This window comes from Magnetospirillum sp. (genome assembly GCA_027532905.1).
Lineage (GTDB): Bacteria > Pseudomonadota > Alphaproteobacteria > CACIAM-22H2 > CACIAM-22H2 > Tagaea.
In genome coordinates, this window is record JAPZUA010000001.1 from 1476446 (window position 1) to 1498280 (window position 21835).

The 21835-nt window shown below is 64.8% G+C and carries 23 protein-coding genes; 11 read left to right on the forward strand and 12 right to left on the reverse strand.

All coding sequences use genetic code 11. From position 1 onward, the window contains the following. Window positions 1–155 precede the first annotated feature (155 nt). The 12 genes from O9320_07160 to tsaB form a co-directional block, all read right to left on the reverse strand. Window positions 156–695, reverse strand: a complete 540-nt coding sequence (locus O9320_07160; GenBank protein MCZ8310614.1) for a helix-turn-helix transcriptional regulator — start codon at window positions 693–695, stop codon at window positions 156–158. 97 nt (window positions 696–792) lie between these two features. Next, window positions 793–2349 carry an apolipoprotein N-acyltransferase gene (gene lnt / locus O9320_07165; GenBank protein MCZ8310615.1) on the reverse strand — a complete coding sequence of 519 codons (1557 nt, stop codon included), beginning with the start codon at window positions 2347–2349 and terminating at the stop codon, window positions 793–795. A gap of 4 nt (window positions 2350–2353) precedes the next feature. Further along, window positions 2354–3244, reverse strand: a complete 891-nt coding sequence (locus tag O9320_07170; protein MCZ8310616.1) for a hemolysin family protein — start codon at window positions 3242–3244, stop codon at window positions 2354–2356. Beyond that, window positions 3241–3690, reverse strand: a complete 450-nt coding sequence (gene ybeY / locus O9320_07175; protein MCZ8310617.1) for an rRNA maturation RNase YbeY — start codon at window positions 3688–3690, stop codon at window positions 3241–3243. The genes O9320_07170 and ybeY overlap by 4 nt, the downstream gene beginning before the upstream one ends. Beyond that, complete coding sequence (locus tag O9320_07180) at window positions 3687–4652, reverse strand: PhoH family protein (GenBank protein ID MCZ8310618.1); 966 nt, start codon at window positions 4650–4652, stop codon at window positions 3687–3689. The genes ybeY and O9320_07180 overlap by 4 nt, the downstream gene beginning before the upstream one ends. Further along, complete coding sequence (gene miaB / locus O9320_07185) at window positions 4649–6040, reverse strand: tRNA (N6-isopentenyl adenosine(37)-C2)-methylthiotransferase MiaB (GenBank protein MCZ8310619.1); 1392 nt, start codon at window positions 6038–6040, stop codon at window positions 4649–4651. The genes O9320_07180 and miaB overlap by 4 nt, the downstream gene beginning before the upstream one ends. Window positions 6041–6046: 6 nt before the next feature. After that, window positions 6047–6832, reverse strand: a complete 786-nt coding sequence (locus tag O9320_07190; protein ID MCZ8310620.1) for a lysophospholipid acyltransferase family protein — start codon at window positions 6830–6832, stop codon at window positions 6047–6049. Window positions 6833–6837: 5 nt separating this feature from the next. Further along, entirely contained in the window at window positions 6838–7755 is a 918-nt protein-coding gene (locus tag O9320_07195; GenBank protein ID MCZ8310621.1) for a GNAT family N-acetyltransferase, read from the reverse strand. Next, window positions 7752–8201 carry a Fur family transcriptional regulator gene (locus O9320_07200; GenBank protein MCZ8310622.1) on the reverse strand — a complete coding sequence of 150 codons (450 nt, stop codon included), beginning with the start codon at window positions 8199–8201 and terminating at the stop codon, window positions 7752–7754. The genes O9320_07195 and O9320_07200 overlap by 4 nt, the downstream gene beginning before the upstream one ends. A 159-nt stretch (window positions 8202–8360) precedes the next feature. Then, window positions 8361–8789, reverse strand: coding sequence for a MucR family transcriptional regulator (locus tag O9320_07205; GenBank protein MCZ8310623.1), 429 nt, complete (start codon window positions 8787–8789; stop codon window positions 8361–8363). An 85-nt stretch (window positions 8790–8874) separates the two neighbouring features. Continuing rightward, entirely contained in the window at window positions 8875–9327 is a 453-nt protein-coding gene (locus O9320_07210) for a GNAT family N-acetyltransferase (protein ID MCZ8310624.1), read from the reverse strand. Then, window positions 9324–9962, reverse strand: coding sequence for a tRNA (adenosine(37)-N6)-threonylcarbamoyltransferase complex dimerization subunit type 1 TsaB (gene tsaB / locus O9320_07215; GenBank protein ID MCZ8310625.1), 639 nt, complete (start codon window positions 9960–9962; stop codon window positions 9324–9326). Before tsaB ends, O9320_07210 begins: the two co-directional genes overlap by 4 nt. A 14-nt stretch (window positions 9963–9976) precedes the next feature. Between tsaB and ddpX the strand changes: the two genes are divergently transcribed. From ddpX to O9320_07270, 11 genes are read left to right on the forward strand one after another with little or no spacing between them, the layout of a single operon-like run. Beyond that, window positions 9977–10552 (forward strand): D-alanyl-D-alanine dipeptidase, encoded by a 576-nt coding sequence (ddpX, locus tag O9320_07220; GenBank protein MCZ8310626.1) that lies wholly within the window; start codon window positions 9977–9979, stop codon window positions 10550–10552. A 25-nt stretch (window positions 10553–10577) separates the two neighbouring features. Continuing rightward, the gene (locus O9320_07225) at window positions 10578–11813 is read left to right on the forward strand and encodes a glycosyltransferase family 4 protein (GenBank protein ID MCZ8310627.1); all 1236 of its coding nucleotides are present in this window, start codon (window positions 10578–10580) and stop codon (window positions 11811–11813) included. Beyond that, complete coding sequence (locus O9320_07230) at window positions 11786–12877, forward strand: glycosyltransferase family 4 protein (GenBank protein MCZ8310628.1); 1092 nt, start codon at window positions 11786–11788, stop codon at window positions 12875–12877. The genes O9320_07225 and O9320_07230 overlap by 28 nt, the downstream gene beginning before the upstream one ends. After that, on the forward strand, window positions 12874–13500 hold the full coding sequence (locus O9320_07235) for a histidine phosphatase family protein (GenBank protein ID MCZ8310629.1): 627 nt from the start codon (window positions 12874–12876) through the stop codon (window positions 13498–13500). The genes O9320_07230 and O9320_07235 overlap by 4 nt, the downstream gene beginning before the upstream one ends. Continuing rightward, window positions 13485–14552 (forward strand): glycosyltransferase, encoded by a 1068-nt coding sequence (locus O9320_07240; GenBank protein ID MCZ8310630.1) that lies wholly within the window; start codon window positions 13485–13487, stop codon window positions 14550–14552. Before O9320_07235 ends, O9320_07240 begins: the two co-directional genes overlap by 16 nt. Then, the gene (locus O9320_07245) at window positions 14543–15310 is read left to right on the forward strand and encodes a polysaccharide deacetylase family protein (GenBank protein MCZ8310631.1); all 768 of its coding nucleotides are present in this window, start codon (window positions 14543–14545) and stop codon (window positions 15308–15310) included. Before O9320_07240 ends, O9320_07245 begins: the two co-directional genes overlap by 10 nt. Next, window positions 15307–15846, forward strand: a complete 540-nt coding sequence (locus tag O9320_07250; GenBank protein MCZ8310632.1) for a hypothetical protein — start codon at window positions 15307–15309, stop codon at window positions 15844–15846. The genes O9320_07245 and O9320_07250 overlap by 4 nt, the downstream gene beginning before the upstream one ends. Beyond that, window positions 15843–17765, forward strand: coding sequence for an ABC transporter ATP-binding protein (locus tag O9320_07255; GenBank protein MCZ8310633.1), 1923 nt, complete (start codon window positions 15843–15845; stop codon window positions 17763–17765). The genes O9320_07250 and O9320_07255 overlap by 4 nt, the downstream gene beginning before the upstream one ends. Further along, a complete protein-coding gene (locus O9320_07260; protein ID MCZ8310634.1) occupies window positions 17762–19660 on the forward strand; it encodes an ABC transporter substrate-binding protein in 1899 nt (632 codons plus the stop codon). Before O9320_07255 ends, O9320_07260 begins: the two co-directional genes overlap by 4 nt. Window positions 19661–19664: 4 nt before the next feature. Further along, window positions 19665–20663: an ABC transporter permease gene (locus tag O9320_07265; protein MCZ8310635.1), complete on the forward strand. Its 999-nt coding sequence runs from the start codon at window positions 19665–19667 to the stop codon at window positions 20661–20663. After that, the gene (locus O9320_07270) at window positions 20660–21835 is read left to right on the forward strand and encodes an ABC transporter permease (protein ID MCZ8310636.1); all 1176 of its coding nucleotides are present in this window, start codon (window positions 20660–20662) and stop codon (window positions 21833–21835) included. Before O9320_07265 ends, O9320_07270 begins: the two co-directional genes overlap by 4 nt.

Genomic DNA, 21835 nt, shown 5'->3' on the forward strand with positions numbered 1-21835 from the left:
GTAACGTTCGAACAACACACAACGCGCGCGACTCGGGGGACTATTCCCCGTGTCGTGCGCGAAAACTGCGGTCTTTTGGCAAGGATCGTCCGGCGCGTCAACAGACAAGCGACCCGCCGACCGCGTCCGCCCGCAAGATCGCCGCAAAACAGCGGCTATTTCGCGTTTTTCTTGGCTTTGTTGGTCGAGCCGACCGGCCGGCCACGGCGCGGACGGGCGAGCGCCGTCGGGCTGTTGCTGCCGATGGCGCGGATGGCACTGACCATGTTCTGGCGCAGCTTGCGGTCCTCGATGTCGTAGTAGGCGCGCACCAATTCGATCGTTTCGCGCCGCACGAGCGGATCGATCTGGTACGTCGGAACCGGACCTTCGGCGAGACCCTGGATGTGCTTGCGGCCGTAGGCGGCGACATCGTTCGGCATGTCGTCGAAGAAATACTGCACCGTCGTGTCGAGGGCGCGCGCCGCTTCGTAGAGGCGCGAGGCCGACATGCGGTTCGCACCGCGCTCGTTCTTCTGGATCTGCTGGAACGTCACGCCGAGAAGGCGGCCGACTTCCTGCTGCGAGAGACCCAGGATCGTGCGCCGCTCGCGCAGCCGATGCCCGACATGCACGTCGATCGGGTTCGGGCCTGGCGAAGCGCGCCCGCGGCGACCGCGTGCGGCGGCTGCAGTCGGTTTTTTCTTCTCGGCCATTGATCGACTCTCCCGTCTCGGTACCAAATTCTGCGTGGTGTACATTTGTAGGCGCGGGGAACATAGCGCGCAATCAAGTGCGAGGCAAAATGGAAATTCACCACGTCGCCACGTTGCGGCGGCGCAGCACGCCTGCCAAAGCGCCGAAGAACACTGCCAAGACAAAAACTGGCGCGTTGCGCGCCTGCACGTAAGGCGTTGCCGACAGCGAAGGCGGCAGACCAGAATCGAGCACGCCGCGCACGCCGAGCCCGAGCTTGGCCACGGGGCGGCCATAGCCGTCAATGACCGCCGAGATGCCGCCGCCCGCCGCCCGGATCGCGGGCAAGCCCTCTTCGACGGCGCGCAGTCTTGTCGCCGCAAAATGCTGGTGCGGGCCGCTCGACTGCCCGAACCACGAATCGTTGGTGATATTCAGCAGCAGGTTCGGGCGCGGGCCCTCGGGCACGACGTTGCCGGGAAAGATGATCTCGTAGCAGATCAGCGGACTCGCGACCGGTAGGCCGCGGACCGCCAGCAGCTGCGGCCCCGGACCGGCGCTGAAATCGATGCCGCCGGGCACGATGCGCTCGAACGGCAGCCACTCGCGCAGCGGCACGTATTCGCCGAACGGCACCAAATGGAATTTGTCGAAAGTGGCCGTCAGCGTGCCGTCCGGGGCCATCGCATGAAGCGAATTCCATGCAAAAATAGTCCCGTCTGCGTCGCGTGCGAATCGCGGCGCACCCGTCACCAGCATGCCGCCCGGCGGCACCGCTTCGGCCACCTGCGCGCGCCGTGCGGCAAGCGCGGGCGTGTCGCCCCAAATCGGAAAGGCGGTTGCGGTCTCCGACCAGATCACGTGCGTCGCGGTGGCGAAGCCGTCGCTGCGCGTAAGCGCGATAAGCTCTTCGAGATTGCGCTCGCGCGCTTCGGGATCCCATTTGAGCGCCTGCGGCACGTTGGGCTGCACGATGCGCAAGCGAATGTCCGGCAACGGCACTTCGTCGCTCTGCGCCAAGCGATACGCACCCGCACCCCACGCGACGGCGAGGATCGCCGCACTTGCCGCCGCCGGGCGCCATTTGCCGCGCGCCAAAGCGGCGGGCAATGCAAACACGAGCACGCCGATGGCGGACAAGCCGTAGGCGCCGAACAGGGCGGCACTTTGCGCCAACGCATCGCTCGCAAGCCATGCGGTCGCGACGAGGTTCCACGGGAAACCCGTCAGCACATGGCCGCGTGCGATTTCGGCCAGCATCCAAAAGAGCGCAAGCCCGAACGGGGCGGCAGCGCCCGACAATTTGGCCGCGCGCACGCTCGCCGTTGCAGCGCCCGTGAACACGCCGAGCACGGCACCCAAGCCAAGCACGGCGAACGGGATCATCCAGCCCACGCGCCACCATTCGATCATCAGCGCGTTGGCGATCCAATAAAGGCCGGCCGCAAAATGCCCAAGGCCGAACAGCCAGCCGATCCAGAAGGCGCTGCGCACGCTTCTGCCTTCGATCATCCACACGAGGCCGGCAAACGCAGCAAAACCGAGCGGGAACAGATAAAGCGGCGGCAGAATGCCGGCCCCAACAACGCCGAGCCCGATCGCCGCGGCGGCACGCCGCCGCCCGGACAGTGCGCCGAGAGCGGCCGCAGCCGAACCCAAATTCAGAACGCGCATCGGATCAGCCGGCCGGCTCGTCGGATGCGCCGCGCGGCTCGATCCGCCGCGCTTTGAGCTTTCGGATGCGCCTGGGATCGGCATCGATGATCTCGAATTCGCAGCCCGCCGGATGGCGGATGATCTCGCCGCGGCCCGGCACGCGGCCTGCGACCGACACGACCGCCCCGCCGACCGTATCGACGTCGGCCGCGCGCTCGGCGTCGTCGAGCGCAATGCCGGTCTGCGTCTGGAACTCGTCGATCGGCAGACGCGCATCGACCAACCACAAACCGTCGACGGTTTTGGCGAGCAATGGGCCGTCTTCGACGTCGTGCTCGTCTTCGATGTCGCCGACGATCGCTTCGACGACGTCTTCAATGGTCACGAGCCCGTCGATGCCGCCATATTCGTCGACGACGAGAGCAAGATGCGTGCGGCTCTTGCGCATCTCGAGCAGCAGATCGAGCACGCGCATCGACGGCGCCACGAACAGCACCTTGCGCAGTACGTCGGCGAGGTTGAACGCCTCGCCCGACTGCTTGACGCGCAAAACGTCTTTGACGTGCACAAAACCCTGTACCTCGTCGAGCGAGCCGCGGAACACGGGCACACGGCTGTGCGCCTCGCGCACCAGGAAGGCGACGAGCTCTTCGAGTGCGATGCCGTAATCGACCGCGACGATGTCGGCGCGCGGCACCATCACATCTTCGGCCGTCACTTCGCGCAAGCGCAGCACGTTGGCGAGAATGGCGCGCTCAGCAGCACCCATCGGCTCGGCGGGCGCTTCGCCCTCTTCGATGATTTCTTCGATCGTGTCGCGCAGCTGCTCTTCGGCCGCACGGCCGCGCGGACGCAGCATATCGCGCAAGCGTTCGCGCAGGCGGTCGGCAAAACTATGGGCGTCGTCGTTCATGCTGCGGATCTGCTCGCGTAAGGGTCGGACAAGCCCAAGCGGCGCAGCACGCGCCGCTCGCGCGCTTCCATCGCAAGGGCATCTTCCGCCGTTTCGTGGTCGAAGCCGCGCAGATGCAACGTACCGTGCACGACCAGATGACGCACATGGCGGGCGAAGGATTTGCGCTGCTGGCGCGCCTCGCGCCGGCAGGTTTCGAAGGCGAGCGCCACATCGCCCGCACCGGGGCTTGCGGCAAAAGACAGCACGTTGGTCGGCTTGTCCTTGCCGCGATAATCGCGGTTGAGTTCGCGCAGCATTGCGTCGTCGCCGAGTGCGATCGCGATGGTGCCGCCCGCAAAACTTTCGAGTGCCGCCACCGCCGCTTGGCGCACGACCGCCTCGGTGCGGGCAAGCGAACGCCGCCAGCGCGGATCCAGCACGGCAATGCGAATATCGGCGTTCATTTTTTGGCGCCGTCGCGCGCGTCGTACGCATCGACGATGCGCCCGACCAGCGGATGGCGCACGACGTCTTGATTGAGGAAACGCACGGTGCCGATGCCTTGCACGCCTTCGAGCGCTTCGAGCGCGTCGGCGAGGCCCGAACGCGTTCCCGGCGGCAAATCGACCTGGCTCAAATCGCCGGTCACGACCATGCGGCTGCCTTCGCCAAGACGCGTCAAAAACATCTTCATCTGCATGGCGGTTGTGTTCTGCGCCTCGTCGAGAATCGCAAACGCGTTGGCAAGCGTACGGCCGCGCATGAAGGCGAGCGGTGCGATTTCGATCTCGCCGGTGGCCAGGCGCTTGGTCACCTGTTCGCCGGGCAGCATGTCGTAAAGCGCGTCGTAGAGCGGGCGCAAGTATGGATCGACCTTCTCGCGCATGTCGCCCGGCAGGAAGCCCAAGCGCTCGCCCGCCTCGACCGCCGGGCGCGACAGGATGATGCGATCGACCTTGCCCGACGTGAGCGCGTCGACCGCCATCGCGACGGCGAGATAGGTTTTGCCCGTGCCCGCCGGCCCCACGCCGAACACAAGCTCGTTGAGCTTGAGGGCTTTCAAGTAAGCGCCTTGGTTGGCCGTGCGCGGTGCGACACGGCGCTTGCGCGTGGTGATCGCAAGTCCCTCGGCGCCGAAAAGATCGAGCCCGCCCTCGGTGCTGCGCGGCTGCGAAAGACGCACGGCCGCTTCCACTTCGCCCAGATCCACGTTCATCCCCTTGCGCAGTTTGGCGTAGACGGCGTTGAGTGCGTCGCGCGCGGCTTCCATTGCCGAATGCGGACCTTGGATGCGAACCTGGTTGCCGCGCGACACGATGGCGACACCCAGCATCTGTTCGATGCGGGCGAGATGCCGGTCGTGTTCGCCGAACAGAGGCGAGAGCAGCGACGTATCGTCGAATGCCAGAACGATGGGAGCGCTCACGCCGACCGCCTTTCCGCCGAATCGAACTGCGTATCGCAGATTTCGCCGGCCAACGAATTCGGCGCCAGCGCCAATATGCGCGTTTCCAGAACTTGGCCCGCCGCTGCGGCAGACGCGTGCGCATGCACAGGCTGCAGCCACGGCGTTTTGCCGACGAGCTGGCCCGCATGGCGGCCCTCGCGCGCATAGAGGACCGGCACGGTTTTGCCCACGAGTGCGCGATTGAAGGCATCCTGCTGGTCGCGCAGCAATGCCTGCAGGCGCTGCAGCCGCGCATCCTGCACAGGCTCGGGCACTTGGGCGGCGATGAGGGCGGCGGGCGTGCCCGGACGCGGCGAATACTTGAACGAGTAGGCAGCGGCAAAGCCGATCTCGGCAACAAGCGCCAGGGTGGCTTCGAAATCCGCTTCGGTTTCGCCGGGGAAACCGACGATGAAATCGCTCGAGAGTGCGATATCGGGGCGTGCTGCGCGCAGGCGGCGCACGAGCGCGCGATACTGGTCGGCCGTGTGGCCGCGATTCATCGCATCGAGAATGCGGTTCGAGCCCGACTGCACGGGCAGATGCACGTAAGGCATCACGGCCGCCGTATCCGCGTGGGCGGCGATCAGATCTTCATCCATGTCGCGCGGATGCGAAGTGGTGTAGCGCAGCCGCTTGAGCCCGTCGATGCGCGAAAGCCTGCGCATCAAAGCACCAAGCCCGATCTCGGCGCCGGTTTCGTCGCGCCCGTGATAGGCATTCACATTCTGGCCGAGCAGCGTGAGTTCGGCGGCCCCGTTCGCCACAAGCGCACGCGCCTCGGCTTCGATCGAAGCGGGCGTGCGCGAATATTCGGCCCCGCGCGTATAGGGCACCACGCAGAAGGTGCAGAATTTGTCGCATCCTTCCTGCACGGTGAGAAACGCCGACACGCCTTGAGCGGTCGCCGGGGCCGGCAGATGGTCGAACTTCACGTCGACCGGAAAATCGGTATCGAGTGCGGTACCGGCCCCACGCGCCGCACGCGCCACAAGCTCGGGCAGACGGTGATAGGCTTGCGGACCCAGAACGACGTCTACGTAGGGTGCCCGCGCAAGAATGGCTTCGCCTTCGGCCTGGGCCACGCAGCCTGCGACCGCCAGCAAGGTGCCGTCGCGGTCTTTAAGCGGCTTAAGACGGCCCAATTCGGAAAAGACCTTCTCGGACGCTTTTTCGCGGATATGGCAGGTGTTGAGAATGACGAGGTCGGCCCCTTCGGCCTGATCGACAGGCCGATAGCCGAGTGGCGCCAGGACATCCGCCATGCGGGCGGAGTCGTAGACGTTCATCTGGCAGCCATATGTTTTGATGTGGAGCTTTTTCACGCGCGCCGCAAACTCATTCTGCAGCCTATCATTGGCGGACAAGGTGCTTCAAGCGGCCACCGGACGGCCGGCATTGATCGCCGCCAGCGTGTGCGAAATCGTCGATTCGCAGTGCTGGGACAAGGCCTTGCGCGACCCGGCAGCGGCGAGGCTGGTGGCCGGATGGAAGACGATTTCCACGCCGAGCTGCCCCAGCCCGATGAGCCGCCACAGATGCGGCAGCAATTCCATGTCGCCGTACCAGGCCACCGCAGGGCGCAAGGCGCGGCACAGCGGCATGCCGTCGAGCCGCGTATAGGCGATCGTGACCGGTTGCACGACCACGCCTGCCCGGTCGGCGGCGGCGAACAAAGCGCTCTTGAAGGGCCGCGTGCGGTTGCCGTCGCCGGTGGTTCCCTCGGCGAACAGCACAAGTGCGCCGCCCTGCGTCAGGCGCGTTTCGAGTGCGGATTTTTCGTCGGCGACACGGTTGCGCTGGCGACCGACAAAAACCGTGCGCTGGAGTTTGGCAAGCCAGCCGAAAAACGGCCAGCCGGCGATTTCGGTCTTGGCGACGAAACTCACTTCGGCCACCGCCGACAAGGCGACGATGTCGATATACGACACGTGGTTCGCCACAAACAGTACCGGCCGATCCGCAACCGGCATGCCGGTGGTTTTGATGACGATGCCGAACAGGCTTGCACAGCGCGCATGGTACCAGCGCGGCAACGCGCTTGCGGCTCGCCAATCCAGCGCCACGAACAAAGCCTGCAACGGCATCAACGGCAGCGTCAAAGCGACATAGGCGGCCGCCCGAAGACCGGCCAGCATGCGCGAGGCGATTTGGTCCAAGCCGGTCAGTCCGCGCTCGAAGCGCCGACTTCGCGGCTGTAGTGCTTGAGATATTTGGATGTGACCGCATCGGTCACGACCTGGATGCAGACGTCGATCGTGTTGAATTCGTGGTCGATCACTGCCCCGTCGCCGACGAAACCGCCCACACGCAGATAGCCTTTGATGAGCGGCGGCAATGCCGCAATCACGGCGCGCGCATCGAAGGCGCGCGCGGCATCTTCATGCACCGCCTGGTCGGCGGCAATCAGATCCATCGACACGTAGCGCTCCGGCAAAGCGCGCGCGCGGATGCGTTCGGGGGCAAGATGGTTGTGGTGCAGATAGCCAAGCGCGCCTGCGTGCGCCGAAACATCCGTACCCGGCAGGCTCGCGCAGCCGAACAGAATCTTGACGTCGTACGCGAAGACGTAAGCGGCAATGCCCTTCCACAGCAGCTGCATGGTCGGGCGATTGCGATGGGCGACATCGACGCACGAGCGGCCGAGTTCGAGCAACTCGCCCTCGGCTGCCAGCATGCGCGAAATGTCGAACTCGCCGGCCGAATAAAATCCATGATGGCGGTCGGCGACCGAGCGACGCAGCAGCCGGTAGGTGCCCACGATCGCAGCCGGGCCCGTGGCCTTGGCGTGGTCGAGCACGAGCAGATGGTCGCAATATTCGTCGTAGCGGTCGGCGTCGCGTTTGCGATCGGCGGCAGGCCCGGTTGGCCGCGCGCCCATTTCCTCGACGAAGACTTTGTAGCGCAGGGCCTGTGCCGCATCGATCTCGGCTTCCGTCTCGGCCAAGCGCACTTCGAGCGAGCCCAAACGAAGCCCTGCGTCTGCAAGGCCGGGGGCGGGAAGGCCGGCGGCGGGAAATCCTAGGCCGGGCATCGCCCCGCCCGACAAAAGCGCATCGAACATCGCGGCATGAGCGGTCATTGCGGGATTTCCTTTTTCTTCGCAAGCGCTGGATCGTGTGCCGCCAACGGCACGCCGTAGAGTTCGAGACGATGGCCGACCAGCTCGTAGCCATGCTGGCGCGCCACTTCCCGCTGCAGACGTTCGATTTCTTCGTTGTGGAATTCGATCACCGTGCCGCCTTTGATGTCGATCAGGTGGTCGTGATGCTCTTCGGGTGCTTCTTCGTAGCGCGAGCGGCCGTCGCCGAAATCGAGGCGCGCCAGGATATTGGCCTCTTCGAATAGCTTGACGGTGCGGTAGACGGTGGCGATGGAAATGCGCGGATCGATGGCCGAGGCGCGGCGATAGACCTGTTCGACGTCCGGGTGGTCCGTCGATTCGGCCAGAACCCGCGCGATCACGCGTCGCTGGCCGGTCATCTTCAGACCTTTTTCGACGCAAAGCTGCTCGATTCGCTGTGGCATCGCAACGTAACTCCCGTAGCCGTCAGGCATCGTTAAAGCGCCGCTCCTTTCCTTCTCGCCCTTCTGCCGCCAAGTGCCTGGATCTGCGCTTGCGACTCGAGGTGTCGTGAACCGGAGACGACGATGTACCCGAATTATATTGCGTCGCGATGACGGCGGTTAGTCCCCATTGCCGCCGCGCCGCCGTTTCGCCTTGGTACCCAAGCCGAGATCGCGCGCCAACTGGCTGCGCTTCTTGGCATAATTGGGGGCGACCATCGGATATTCAGGCGGCAGGCCCCAGCGCTCGCGATATTGTTCGGGCGACATGTTGTAGGCCGATTTCAGATGTCTTTTCAACATCTTGAGCTTCTTTCCATCTTCCAGGCAGACGATGAAATCGTTGGTCACCGACTTTTTGATCGCCACCGCCGGCTGCGGCCGCTCGACCGGGGTTGAGCCCGTTTCAATGCCCGCAAGCGTTTGATAAGTCTGGCGAATAAGGGCCTGGAGGGCATCGCCGTCAAGCGCGTTTTTGGCCGCGTGGGCGGCCACGATATTGGCCGTCAACGTCAGCAAGTCGGCGTTGCGCGGCGCTTCCGGTTTCATCTCGATTGCCACAAGAATCCCGTTGTTTTAACGCATTTACTTGGTTCATGTAGGTATCTGCACACCAATTCGCAAGTATTGCCAGTTAGCCAAGCGTCGTGGGTGCCGCCGACATCGTCAAAGCGGCAACAAAACGCCCGCCGCCGCGCGCATAATAGTTTGCCCGACGGCCAACTTCGGCAAAGCCGAGCCCGCTATAGAGGCGCTGGGCGCCACGATTGTCTTCGGCGACCTCGAGGAAGACGGCCGTCACGCGCGGCACGCAGGCCGCAACCGCGCGTACCAAGGCCCGGCCCACCCCTTGGCGGCGATAGGGCGCCAGCACGCCGAGGCTGAGAAGCTCGGCCGCATCGCCCGCAAGACGGCCCAGGGCAAAACCAACCGGCGCTTCGCCGTCGAACGCCATCAGCGCGTAGACGCCCGGCGAGCGCATCACGTCGGCCATCGCACTCGGACCCCAACCTTCGTCGAGACATTCGCAATGCAAGGCCGACAGAACGGCGCTATAGGCTCGGTCGACCGGATGGATTTCGATCATTGGGCCTTCGGAACAGTGGTAGCAGGCGGATGGATATAGAGCGGCAGCAGCGGGCCGGTATCCGCCGACGTCGCTTCCGCAAGCAAAGCAATCGTGCGCGCATCGGGCAAGCTGGTGCCGGGATCCATACGCGCGGCTTTGCCCAGCGTCCGCAGGCGTTCGACAAAGACCGACGCCACATCGCCGCCGACCAGAAACGCGTCACCGAGCGGCGCAAAATCGGCGGGTTTGACGGCTCCTGGCGCTTGCCCATCGAGTTGGAAAAACACCTCGGCGCGTTTGGAATCGAACACGATCAAACGCTGCTCGCCGTCGCCAAGTGCGCCCATTTGGGCGGCGACCACGGCAAACGCATCGAAGCCGACGAGGCACGCGCCGCTGGCTTGCGCAAAACCCTGTGCGGCCGCGATCCCGGCGCGCAGGCCCGTGAAATGGCCGGGCCCGCGCACGGTCGCAACGCAATCGATTTCGGATGCGGCAACGGCTGCCTCGGCCAGCACCTCGGCCACCATCGGCAGCAGGATTTCGGCATGGCCGCGCGAGGTGACGACATGGCGCCACGCGCGCGACTGACCATCGACCCGCACGCAGGCCGAAACGGCCGCAAAGCTCGTATCGAAGGCCAGAATTTTCATGCTAAAACCGCGTCATGACTTTGGTGCCGATCGCCGCTCCGAAATTCGACGTCGATGTCGATCTGCGCTACGCGACGTCCGACAATTTTACGGGCAAACCGGTCTATGCCAACGCCCAAGCTTGGCTGCACGCAGATGCCGCCGACGCCCTTGCCCGCGCGATCGAATTGGCGGCAGCGCTCGGCTTGCGCTTCAAGATCTTCGATGCGTTTCGCCCGTCCGAAGCGCAATGGGCCTTGTGGAATTTCCGCCCCGATCCCGATTTCATCGCCGATCCGCGCCGCGGCTCGCCGCATTCGCGCGGTGTGGCGGTCGACCTCACGCTGATCGACGAGGCTTCCGCAGCCGAGCTCGACATGGGAACGGAATTCGATGCGTTCACGACGCAATCCTACCATGGCGACACGACGGTGAGCCGCGAGGCCCAGCGCAATCGCCATATCTTGCTGGGCGTCATGTCGGCGGCCGGCTGGGATTTCTACAGGCGCGAATGGTGGCACTATCAGCTCTTCGATTCGAGACGCTATCCGGTTCTGTCCGACAGCGTGCTGGCGGCAGGGCAGGCAGGCGGCCTGATGGCGAAGCCTTAGCCTGCGAATCGGAGACAAGGCGAGCGTGAAACGGCTTACCGTCATCGTCAAAGGCTGGCCGCGCCTGTCGGAAACCTTCGTGGCGCAGGAATTGGTCGGGCTCGAGGCGTTGGGCCTCGAACTCGACATATGGTCGCTGCGCCACCCGACCGACACGCGCCGCCACGCGCTGCATCTGCAGCTCAAAGCCCGCGTGCGCTATCTGCCGGAATATCTGTGGCAGGAGCCGGGCCGCGTGTTGCGCGGGATCGCTGCCGCCTTGCGCCTGCCGGGCTGGGGTGCTGCTTTGCGCACCTTCCTCAAAGATTGGCGGCGCGATCCAACGTCCAATCGCGGGCGTCGCTTCGGCCAGGCATGCGTGCTGGCGGCCGAGATGGAGCCGGCCACGGCCCATCTTTATGCGCATTTCATTCACACGCCGGGCTCGGTCGCGCGTTATGCGGCGATTCTGCGCGGACTCAGCTGGTCGGCCTCGGCACACGCCAAAGACATCTGGACCACGCCGGCCTGGGAAAAAGCCGAAAAACTCGCCGACATGGCATGGTGCACGACGTGCACCGCCGCGGGGGCCGCGCATCTGAATGCGCTCGTGCCGGGCAAGACCCATCTCGTCTATCACGGGCTCGATCTCGCCCGCTGGCCCGCCCCCACCCAGGCGCGGGCGTCGCGCAACGGGACGGATCCAAGCGATCCCGTGCAGATCGTTTCGGTCGGTCGATTGGTCGCCAAAAAAGGCTACGACGACCTGATTGCGGCCTTGGGCCAGCTCGACAAAAACATCGCTTGGCGCCTTATCCATATCGGCGGCGGCCCGCTCAAAGAGAGCCTGCAGGCGCAAGCTTCGGCGGCCGGCATTGCCGCGCGCATCGACTGGCGCGGTGCGCAAGACCAGACGGACGTGCGCGCGGCGCTGGCGGCAGGCGATCTGTTCGTGCTGGCAAGCCGCATTGCCGCCGATGGCGACCGCGACGGGCTGCCCAATGTGCTGATGGAAGCGGCAAGCCAGGGCCTCGCGCTGATTGCAACCGAAGTCGCCGCGATTCCTGAATTCGTGACAGCAACCTGCGGCGTGCTCGTCCCGCCCGGCGACCCGTCGGCTTTGGCAGTGGCTTTGCAAAGCCTGATCGGCGACCCGGCCGCACGCGCGCGACTGGGTGACGCAGCCCAAAGCCGCGTGCAGCGCGATTTTCCGTTCGCGCGCGGACGCGAAGCGCTCTACCAATTGCTCCAACCATGCTTGTCGCCGCCTATGCCCCGCTGAAACCACCCGACCATCCGGTGCCATCCGGCGACCGGCGCGTGGCGCGGCTGCTCGACGCGGCCCTCGTGCTTGCGGGCCATCGCGTGGAATGGCCGTCGCGCTTCCGCAGCCGCGACGGAGCCGGCAATCGCTTGCGCCAATTGCGCTTGGCCCTGCTGGGCGGGCGCTTGGCCGACCGGCTATTGCGCCGGCTTGCGGCACGCCCGACCGGGCAGCGCCCGCAAGCCTGGATCACCTACCATCTCTACTACAAAGCCCCCGACCATCTGGGGCCGACGGTCGCGCGCGGACTCGGCATTCCCTATATCGTGGTCGAGGCCTCGCTCGCCGCCAAGCAATTGGGCGGCAAATGGGACATGGGCCATCGCGCGACCGTGGCGGCCCTTGGCCAAGCCTCGGCCATCGTCTCGCTCAATCCGGGCGACGTGCCGGCGATCGACGCGTTCCGCAATCCGCGCATCCCGCATTATCTGCTGCCGCCGTTTCTGGCGGCCGACAGCTATTCGCAAAGCCGCCCGCGCACAGCGCCGCCCGCACGCTTGCTGGCCGTGGGCATGATGCGCAAAGGCGACAAGCGCCGCTCATATGCGGTGCTGGCGCAAGCGCTGGCACGGCTCAAAACACCGTGGCAGCTTGAAATCGTCGGCGACGGGCCGATGCGCAGCGAAATCGAAGCGGATTTTGCGGCCTTCGGCGAACGCGTGCGCTTCCACGGCGAATGCGATGAGGCGCGGATGGCGGCCTTGCGCGGCGCCAGCGACATCTATGTGTGGCCCGCGATCGGTGAAGCGTTCGGCATGGCGCTGCTCGAAGCGCAGGCAAGCGGCCTGCCGGCCGTGGCGGGGGCCACACCTGGCGTTGCCGCGATTGTCGTCGATGGCCAGACCGGCCTGCTTGCAACCCTCGGCGATGCGGCCGAATTCGCGCAAGCGCTCGCCACCTTGTGCCTCGACACGGGGCTTCGCGCCAAGATGGGCCGGGCCGCATTCGAAAAAATTCGTGCGCAGCACGACATTGCAGGTGCCGCCGACCTGTTCGACCGAATCCTGCGGCGGCAAGCATGAGCGGCGCAAGCACGAAGGACGGGCGCATCTATGTGGCCTTCATGCGCCACGGCCCAACCGCCTGGAACGGCGCACGCCGGCTGCAGGGGCGGGCCGACATCGAAATTACGCCGCGTTCGCAGCATTTCCTCGAAGAGCGCCGCCTACCGCGCGAATTCGGGCATTTCCGCGTGCTGTGCTCGCCTTTGCGTCGCTGCCGCCAGACGGCCGAGATCCTCGGCCTCAACGCCGAAATCGAGCCGCGTTTGATCGAAATGGATTGGGGCGAATTCGAGGGCCACACGATCGAAGAATTGCGCGTGTCGCACAATTTCGATTTCGTCGAAAACGAAAAGCGCGGCCTCGATTTCCAGCCGCCAGGCGGCGAATCGCCGCGCATGGTTCAGGAACGCGTCGCGCCTTTGCTGCGCGAGATCGCCCTCGAGGGGCTCGACACGCTATGCGTCACGCATCGCGGCATTTTCCGCGCGGTCTATGCGCGCGCGCGCAACTGGGACATGATCGGCCCGCCGCCCGATAAGCTCGATCTCTATTCGCTGCATGTTTTCGCCCTCGATGCGGACGGCACGCCGCATGTCGAAGCGCTCAATCTGGCGCTGAAGCGGCGATGGCTGAAATCCTGATCCATGTCCAGCATCTGCTGGGTTCGGGCCACGCACACCGCATGGCGGCGATCGCCGCCGCTGCCGCCGCACGCGGCCACGATGTAACGCTCGCCTCGGGCGGCCGACCGCTGAAACTCGAGCTTGGGCGCGCCAAGCTCGAACAATTGCCGAGCCTCATGGCCGCCGACGCGAGCTTCAAAGATCTGCGCGACGACCGCGACCGGCCCATCGATGCCGCGTGGCGAAGCCGCCGGGTTGCCGCAACGCGCGACCTCTTCGCACGGCTCAAACCCGATCTGCTGGTCGTCGAGCTCTATCCGTTTGGGCGCAGCATGCTGGCCTTCGAGCTCGAAGCGTTGCGCGCGGATGCAAGCACCATCCCGGTTCTGTGCTCGGTGCGCGACGTGCTGCAGCGCCCGGCCGATGCGACCAAAGCAACCGCGCGCATCGCCGCTGCAGCCCGCTTCGATGCCGTACTCGTGCATGGCGACCGCGATTTTCTGCCACTCGCGGCAAGCTGGCCCGAAACGGCTTCGCTGGCGGCGAAGCTGCATTACACAGGCTATGTCGGCCCGGCCAGCGGGGCAGCAAGTGCGGCACGCGACGAAATCGTCGTATCGGTCGGCGGCGGGGCGGCAGGCCAAGCTTTGCTCGAAGCTGCCCTACCGCTGGCCGAGCGGCGCGCGCATGAAGGCGAAAAATGGCGCATCCGTGTCGGCAACGACGCTGCTTTGCCTGCGTGCGCCAATCCGCATGTGATGTGCGAACTGAACCGGCCAGATTTTCGCGACCTTCTGCGCCATGCGCGCCTGTCAATCAGCCAGGCCGGCTACAATACCTGCGTCGATCTCTTGCACGCGCGCTGCCCGGCCCTGCTGGTGCCCTTCGATGCGGGCAACGAGCGCGAACAGTCGATCCGCGCGAACGCATTCGCCCAAGCGGGCTTGGCGCAGGTCTGCACGCCGCGCGAACTCGCCCGCCATATCGACCGCGTGCCCGCGCCCCGTGCCCACAACATCGCTTGCGAAGGGGCGGCCCAAACGGCCAAACTCTTCGAACAATGGCTATAATCTATCCGCCTGCCGACTGGTCCGATCTGCGTGCAGCGCTCGATGCTTTTGCCGCCGCCGGCAAAAGCGCGACGCTGTGGTGGCGCGACGACGACGCGACGCATCCGACCGCTGCCCTCGACCGTTTGCTGACGGTCGCACCCGAAATCCCGTTGGCGTTGGCCGTAATCCCAGCGCGTGCGGTTCCGGACCTCGCGGTCCGCATCGCGCAGGCGCGCAATGTGCGCGTCTGCCTGCATGGCTGGAACCACTGGAACCATGCGCCGCTGGGTGCGCCCAAAGCCGAATTGGGGCCCGAACGGCCGACGGCTTACGTGGTCGGCGAATTGGCGCGCGGACATATGGTGCTGCGCGCGTTGTTCCCGAACATGCTGGCGATGCTTGTCCCGCCGCACAACCGCATCGCACCCGCCGTGGCGGCCGCACTGCGCGGTGCTGGCCTTACCGGGCTTTCGACCTTCAACGCGCGCAAGAAAGTGCCGCAGGGCATCGCCCAGACCAACACCCATGTCGATCTCATGGATTGGACCACGCGCCGCTTTGCAGGCGAAGGGGCGTGCTTGGGCGCACTCGTCGGGCATTTGCGCGCACGGCACGAAGCGCGCGTCGATGCGGACGAACCGACCGGCATCCTCACACATCATCTGGCGCACGACGAAGATGCGTGGGCCTTCCTGCAACGCCTGTTCGTGGCCCTTGGCACGCATCGTGCGGTGCGCTTTGCCGACCCACTTGAAATTTTCGCGGCACAACAATGACAGAACGACTTTCCTACCCCGCCAAAGCCGTGATGGGCGACTATGCGCGCGCGGCGATCGGCGTCTTTTTCACCGGCGTGCCCGCTTTGTCGCTGGGACAATGGACATTCGCGCATTGGGTGCTGGTGCCCCTGTGCCTTTTGTTTTTAGTTTTCGGCTGGCGGACTAGAGTACGCCAGCAGACGGCGATCGTCTGGGACGACACGGGTCTCTCGCTTTCGGGATCGGCGCAAGCTAGTGTTCGATGGGATCAAGTTCGGTCGTTGAAGCTTGCCTTCTATGCAACGGGGCGCGACCGCACGGGGGGTTGGATGCAACTGACGCTGAAGTCCGAGGCGGCGAAGATCGTCGCCGATTCGGCCGCCGACAATTTCCCGGCTTTTGCGGCGCGCGCAGCCCTTGCTGCACAAGCGCACGACCTTCCGATCGACGAGATCAGCCGCGCCAATTTCAACGCGCTCGGCATCCATCTCGCCCCTGCCGTCGACGACGCTGCCGCAACCGACGACACGAAAAATAGCGGGGCGAACGCGTGAACCTGCTCGAAGTCCGCGATCTGGCGATCGATTTTCGCGTGCACAATTCGCATGTGAAGGCGGTCGACGGCGTGGATTTCCGCGTGCGGCCCGGCACCACGGTTGCCGTGGTCGGCGAGTCGGGTTCGGGCAAAACCGTAATCAGCCAATGCGTGATGGGCATTCTGCCGAAGGTCGGGCGCATTTCGCGCGGTTCGGTGCTGTTCAACGACCGCGGTACGACGATCGATCTTGCCAAGCTCGATCCGGACGGTGCGCCCTATCGCAAAGTGCGCGGCGGGCGCATTTCGATCATCTTCCAGGAGCCGATGACCTCGCTGTCGCCGCTGCACACGGTCGGCGACCAGATCTCCGAGGCCGTGCGCCTGCACCAAACGCGCGACGAAAAAGCCGCCCTCGAACTTGCCGGCGACATGCTGGCACGCGTCGGCTTCCCCAATCCCACAAAGGCGCTGCAGACCTATCCGTTCGAGCTTTCGGGCGGCTTGCGCCAGCGCGCGATGATCGCGATGGCGCTTGTCTGCCGCCCGGCCCTGCTGATCGCCGACGAGCCGACGACCGCGCTCGACGTGACGATCCAGGCCCAGATCCTCAAACTTCTCAAGGATCTGCAAAACGATCTCGGCATGGCGATCCTGCTGATCACGCACGATCTGGGCGTGGTCGCCAACATGGCCGACGAGGTCGTGGTCATGTATCGCGGCCGCGTGATGGAGGCGGGAACGCGCGAAGACATCTTCCGGCGGCCCGAGCATCCGTATCTCAAAGCGCTGCTGCACGCCGTCCCGCGCTTCGACATGAAGCCCGGCGAAAAGCTGGTGCCGCTGCGCGCGATCAAAAGCGACCTCGGCGAAATGGTGCGTCGGCGCAACGCCCCGCCCGAGCGCCGCCAGATCAACCAGGGACCCGCACCCGAAACGGGCGAGCAGCGCGGCGCCCTGCTGCAGGTCCAGAATCTGCGCAAGACCTACACGATCCGCAAATCGGGTTTCTTGGGCGCGGGCGCGCCGCAATCGGTGCTGGCGGTCGACGATGTCAGCTTCGACGTGCTGCGCGGCGAATGTTTGGGTCTCGTCGGCGAATCGGGCTGCGGCAAAACGACCGTGTCCAAAATGGTCATGCGCGCGCTCACGCCCGATTCCGGCACCGTGCTGTTCGAAGGGCGCAACGTGCACGAGCTGCAGGATGCGGCCTTGTTCGAATATCGCCGCCAGGTTCAGTTCGTATTCCAGGATCCTTTCGGTTCGCTCAATCCGCGCATGACGGTGGCCGACATCGTAGCCGAGCCGCTTGTGATCCACGAAATCGGCGACGATGCGGGCAGACGCGCGACGGTCAGCGAACTCCTGCGCGTCGTCGGGCTCGACGATCGCGCACTCAACCGCTATCCGCATTCGTTTTCCGGCGGGCAGCGCCAGCGCATCGGCATTGCGCGTGCGCTCGCGTTGGGGCCGAAGCTGCTGCTGCTCGACGAGCCGGTCTCGGCCCTCGACGTGTCGATCCAAGCGCAGGTGTTGAACCTTTTGCAGGATCTCAAGAAGGCGCTCGGCCTCACCTATGTGTTCGTAAGCCACAATCTGGCGGTCGTCGACTACATGGCCGACCGCATTGCGGTGATGTGCGCAGGCCGCCTCGTCGAAGTCGCCCCGCGTGCGCAACTCTTCCAGGAGCCGATCCACCCTTATACGCAAGCGCTGCTGTCGGCGGTCCCTGAACCCAATATCGACAAGCCGCTCGATCTGCGCGCGCTCATGGAAGGCCGCGCCTCGATGCCGGGTCTGTGGCCGGCACCCTTCACGGTGGACGCGACGACAGACGCGACCTTGATCGATCTCGGCGGCGGGCATCTGGTGCGCGCGGCGCGCGGAAGCGACCATCGTCTCTTGCGCAGCTGTGCTCGCCCGAGGGTGACCGCATGATCCGCAAACTTGTTCTTGCCCTTGCATTGTTGGCGGGCCCAGCTGCGGCGGCCCCCTACATCGAAACGCCTTCGCTGGCGGCCGACGTCGCGGCCGGGCGTTTGCCCGCGATCGAGGCGCGTTTGCCCAAAGCGCCGCTTGCAACCAAACTCGCGCGCGAAGATTGGGAGCCTGGGCGCCATGGTGGCGAAATTCGCACGCTCGCGGGCCGCGCCCAAGATGTGCGCATTATCTCGACCTTCAGCTATGCGCGGCTTATCGGGTACAATTCCGAGCTGCGCTTGACCCCCGATCTGCTCGAAGCACTCGACATCGTCGAAGACCGCATCTTCACGATGCGCCTGCGCCCCGGCCATCGCTGGTCGGACGGCAAGCCTTTCACGTCCGAAGATTTCCGCTATTTCTGGGAAGACGTCGCCAACAATAAAGAATTGTCGCCGGGCGGGCCCGTCAAAGCGCTGCTGGTGGACGGCAAGCCGCCGAAGGTTTCGTATCCCGACGCCACGACCGTGGTCTACGAATGGCATGCTCCCAATCCGGGCTTGCTGTCGGCACTCGCGGGGCCGGCACCGCTCACGCTCTACCGGCCAGCGCATTACTTGCGCGCCTTCCATGCGCGCTACACCGATGCGGCCGCTTTGACGCAAGCCGCGCGCCGCGCCAACGCGCGCAATTGGGCCCAGATGCACAATCGGCTCGACAATGTCGGCCGCAACGAGAATCCGGATTTGCCCACGCTCGATCCGTGGATGGTGCGCACGCGCGCACCCTCGGAGCGTTTTGTGTTCGAGCGCAATCCCTACTACCACCGCATCGACGAGAACGGCCGCCAGCTGCCCTATATCGACCGGCTCGTGATGAACGTGGCCGACGGCAAGATCCTCGCCGCCAAAACCGGGGCGGGCGAGTCCGATCTGCAGGCGCGCGGCCTCAATTTCGCGAACTACACGTTCCTGCGCCAGGCCGGCAAGCGCAACGATTTCGAAACGCGCCTGTGGAACACGGCCAAAGGTGCCCATATCGCGCTCTATCCCAATCTCAATGCCAACGACCCGGTGTGGCGCGAACTGCTGCGCGACGCGCGCTTCCGCCGCGCACTCTCGCTTGCGATCAATCGCCGCGAAGTGAACCAGGTCGTCTATTTCGGGCTTGCGGTCGAAGGGGCCAACAGCGTGCTGCCGGCAAGCCCGCTCTACGCGCCGGCATTCCGCAACCAATGGAGCGGTTTCGACGTTGCCGCCGCCAACCGGCTGCTCGACGAAATCGGTCTGACCCAGCGCGACGGGCGTGGCGTGCGCAAGCTGCCCGACGGTCGGCCGCTCGAGGTCGTCGTCGAAACGGCGGGCGAAGACGGCGAGCAGGTCGATGTGCTCGAACTCATCCACGATTCGTGGATGCAAGCCGGCGTCAAGCTCTTCTCGCGCCCGCAGCAGCGCGAGATTTTCCGCAACCGCATCTTTGCGGGCGAAACCAAAATGAGCGTGTGGATCGGTCTCGAGAACGGCCTGCCGAGTGCCGACTTCTCGCCCGAAGAACTCGCCCCGGTGTCGCAGAACCATCTGCAATGGCCCAAATGGGGCCAATACGCCGAGACCGGGGGTACGGCCGGCGAGGCGGTGGACATGGCGGCTGCCAAGGAACTTCTCGAACTCAACGAAGCCTGGCGCCGCGCGGGCGATCCGGCCGACCGCACGCGCATTTGGCAACGCATGCTCGCCAACCATGCCGAAAACGTCTGGTCGATCGGCATCGTCGCCAATGTGCGCCAGCCCGTCGTGGTGTCGCGCCGCTTGCGCAACGTGCCGAGCGAGGCCGTGTGGAACTGGGATCCGGGCGCCTTCTTCGGCATGCACCGTATGGACACGTTCTGGTTCGACGGCGAGGCGCGGAGATAGCGGCATGTTCCAGTATCTCATCCGCCGCCTGCTCGTGATGGTGCCGACGCTGTTGGCGATCAGCGCCATCGTGTTCACGATCATCCAATTGCCGCCCGGCGACTATCTGTCGACGTTGATCGCCGAGCTGCAATCGCAGGGCGAGACCGCCAATCTCGAGCGCATCGCGTTCCTGCGCGAGCAATACGGGCTCGACCGCACGCCGGTCGAACAGTATTTCCACTGGCTGTTCGGCCTGCTGCAGGGCGATCTCGGCTGGTCGTTCGAGTACAATCTGCCGGTAAATCAGGTGATCGGCGACCGGCTGGCTTTGAGCTTCCTGATCGCGTTCGTGACGGTGCTGTTCACCTATGCGGTCGCGTTCCCGATCGGCATCTATTCGGCCACGCACCAATATTCGTGGGGCGATTATGGCCTCACGCTGCTTGGCTTCTTGGGGCTCGCAACACCGTCGTTTCTGCTGGCCCTCGTGATGCTGTATCTCGCCAATGTGTGGTTCGGCACGTCGATCGGCGGCCTCATGGACCCCGAATATGTCGACGCGCCTATGTCGTGGGGCAAGTTCCTGTCGGTGCTCGAGCATCTGTGGATCCCGGTCGTCGTGATCGGTACGTCGGGGACGGCCGCCATGATCCGGCGCTTGCGCGCCAATCTGCTCGACGAGTTGCAGAAGCAGTATTTCACGACCGCCAAGGCCAAAGGCCTGCCGCCGCGGCGCGCCTTGCTCAAGTATCCGCTGCGCATGTCGCTCAATCCGTTCATCTCGGACATTGGCGATCTGTTGCCGCACATGATCTCAGGCGCTGCCATCGTCTCGGTCGTGATGTCGCTGCCGACCAACGGGCCGATGCTGCTGTCGGCGCTGCGCAGCCAGGACATGTATCTGGCAGGCTCGTTCCTGATGATCGAAGCGGTGCTGATCGTGGTCGGCGTGTTCTTGTCGGACTTGGCCCTCGCCGCCCTCGATCCGCGCATTCGCCTGCACGGAGGGGCCACGAAATGAGCGGCAGCCCCGTAACGAGCGACGAAAAACTTCCGCACTTTGTGCGCCGCGAGCCGTTCGATCCCTACGACGGCGAGAAGCTCGATCCGAAGCTCGAATCCTACTACATGGCCACGCAATGGCGGCTGATGTGGTGGAAGCTCAAGCGCCATCGCTTGGCCGTGTGGTCAGGCGTTTTCCTGCTGCTGATGTACGCCTCGATCCTCGTGAGCGAGATGATCGCCCCCTATGCGAGCGGCACACGCAACACGGATTTTATCTACGCACCCCCGCAGGCCGTGCATCTGTTCCACGAAGGCAAATTCGTCGGCCCGTTTGTCTACGGGCTCGACTATTCTCTCGATCTCGACACGCTGAAGCGCAACTACACCCCCAATCCTGACAAAGTGCAGCCGCTGCGCTTTTTCTGCCGCGGCGACGCCTACGAATGGATGGGTCTGGTCGCCGGCAATTTCCATTTCGTGTGCCCGGCCGAGGGCGGAACGTTCTTTCTGTTCGGTACCGATCGGCTCGGGCGCGACGTGTTCAGCAGGCTCGCATATGGCACGCGAATTTCGCTGACGATCGGCCTCATCGGCGTGACGATCAAGTTCATTCTCGGCATCGTGCTGGGCGGGCTTGCGGGCTATTACGGCGGCTGGGTCGATATGACGATCCAACGCCTCATCGAGATCATCCGCTCCTTCCCCGAGCTTCCTTTGTGGATGGCGCTGTCGGCGTCGCTTCCGGTATCGTGGAGCCCGCTTTACATCTATTTCGGCATCACGCTCATTCTCGGCATGATCGGCTGGACAGGCTTGGGGCGCGCCGTGCGCTCGAAATTGCTGTCGCTGCGCGAAGAGGATTTCTGCACGGCCGCCAATCTGATGGGCGCATCGCCCAGGCGCATTATCTTCCGCCATCTAGTGCCGAGCTTCATGAGCCATCTGATCGCGTCGGCCACGCTCGCGATCCCGACCATGATCCTGGGCGAAACCGCGTTGAGCTTCCTCGGCCTGGGCTTGCGCCCGCCGATCACCTCGTGGGGCGTGCTGCTCACGGAAGCGCAGAACATCAACGTCGTCGCACTCTATCCGTGGCTGCTGCTGCCCGTGCTGCCGGTCATTGCGACGGTGCTGGCATTCAACTTTTTGGGTGACGGTTTGCGTGACGCGGCCGACCCGTACAAATAA

Coding starts and splice junctions, on each gene's coding strand:
- O9320_07160 (MCZ8310614.1), bottom strand. CDS start 695: ATGGCCGAGAAGAAAAAACCGACTGCAGCCGCCGCACGCGGTCGCCGC.
- lnt (MCZ8310615.1), bottom strand. CDS start 2,349: ATGCGCGTTCTGAATTTGGGTTCGGCTGCGGCCGCTCTCGGCGCACTG.
- O9320_07170 (MCZ8310616.1), bottom strand. CDS start 3,244: ATGAACGACGACGCCCATAGTTTTGCCGACCGCCTGCGCGAACGCTTG.
- ybeY (MCZ8310617.1), bottom strand. CDS start 3,690: ATGAACGCCGATATTCGCATTGCCGTGCTGGATCCGCGCTGGCGGCGT.
- O9320_07195 (MCZ8310621.1), bottom strand. CDS start 7,755: ATGACCGCTCATGCCGCGATGTTCGATGCGCTTTTGTCGGGCGGGGCG.
- O9320_07200 (MCZ8310622.1), bottom strand. CDS start 8,201: ATGCCACAGCGAATCGAGCAGCTTTGCGTCGAAAAAGGTCTGAAGATG.
- O9320_07205 (MCZ8310623.1), bottom strand. CDS start 8,789: ATGAAACCGGAAGCGCCGCGCAACGCCGACTTGCTGACGTTGACGGCC.
- O9320_07210 (MCZ8310624.1), bottom strand. CDS start 9,327: ATGATCGAAATCCATCCGGTCGACCGAGCCTATAGCGCCGTTCTGTCG.
- tsaB (MCZ8310625.1), bottom strand. CDS start 9,962: ATGAAAATTCTGGCCTTCGATACGAGCTTTGCGGCCGTTTCGGCCTGC.
- ddpX (MCZ8310626.1), top strand. CDS start 9,977: ATGACTTTGGTGCCGATCGCCGCTCCGAAATTCGACGTCGATGTCGAT.
- O9320_07230 (MCZ8310628.1), top strand. CDS start 11,786: ATGCTTGTCGCCGCCTATGCCCCGCTGAAACCACCCGACCATCCGGTG.
- O9320_07235 (MCZ8310629.1), top strand. CDS start 12,874: ATGAGCGGCGCAAGCACGAAGGACGGGCGCATCTATGTGGCCTTCATG.
- O9320_07240 (MCZ8310630.1), top strand. CDS start 13,485: ATGGCTGAAATCCTGATCCATGTCCAGCATCTGCTGGGTTCGGGCCAC.
- O9320_07245 (MCZ8310631.1), top strand. CDS start 14,543: ATGGCTATAATCTATCCGCCTGCCGACTGGTCCGATCTGCGTGCAGCG.
- O9320_07250 (MCZ8310632.1), top strand. CDS start 15,307: ATGACAGAACGACTTTCCTACCCCGCCAAAGCCGTGATGGGCGACTAT.
- O9320_07260 (MCZ8310634.1), top strand. CDS start 17,762: ATGATCCGCAAACTTGTTCTTGCCCTTGCATTGTTGGCGGGCCCAGCT.
- O9320_07265 (MCZ8310635.1), top strand. CDS start 19,665: ATGTTCCAGTATCTCATCCGCCGCCTGCTCGTGATGGTGCCGACGCTG.
- O9320_07270 (MCZ8310636.1), top strand. CDS start 20,660: ATGAGCGGCAGCCCCGTAACGAGCGACGAAAAACTTCCGCACTTTGTG.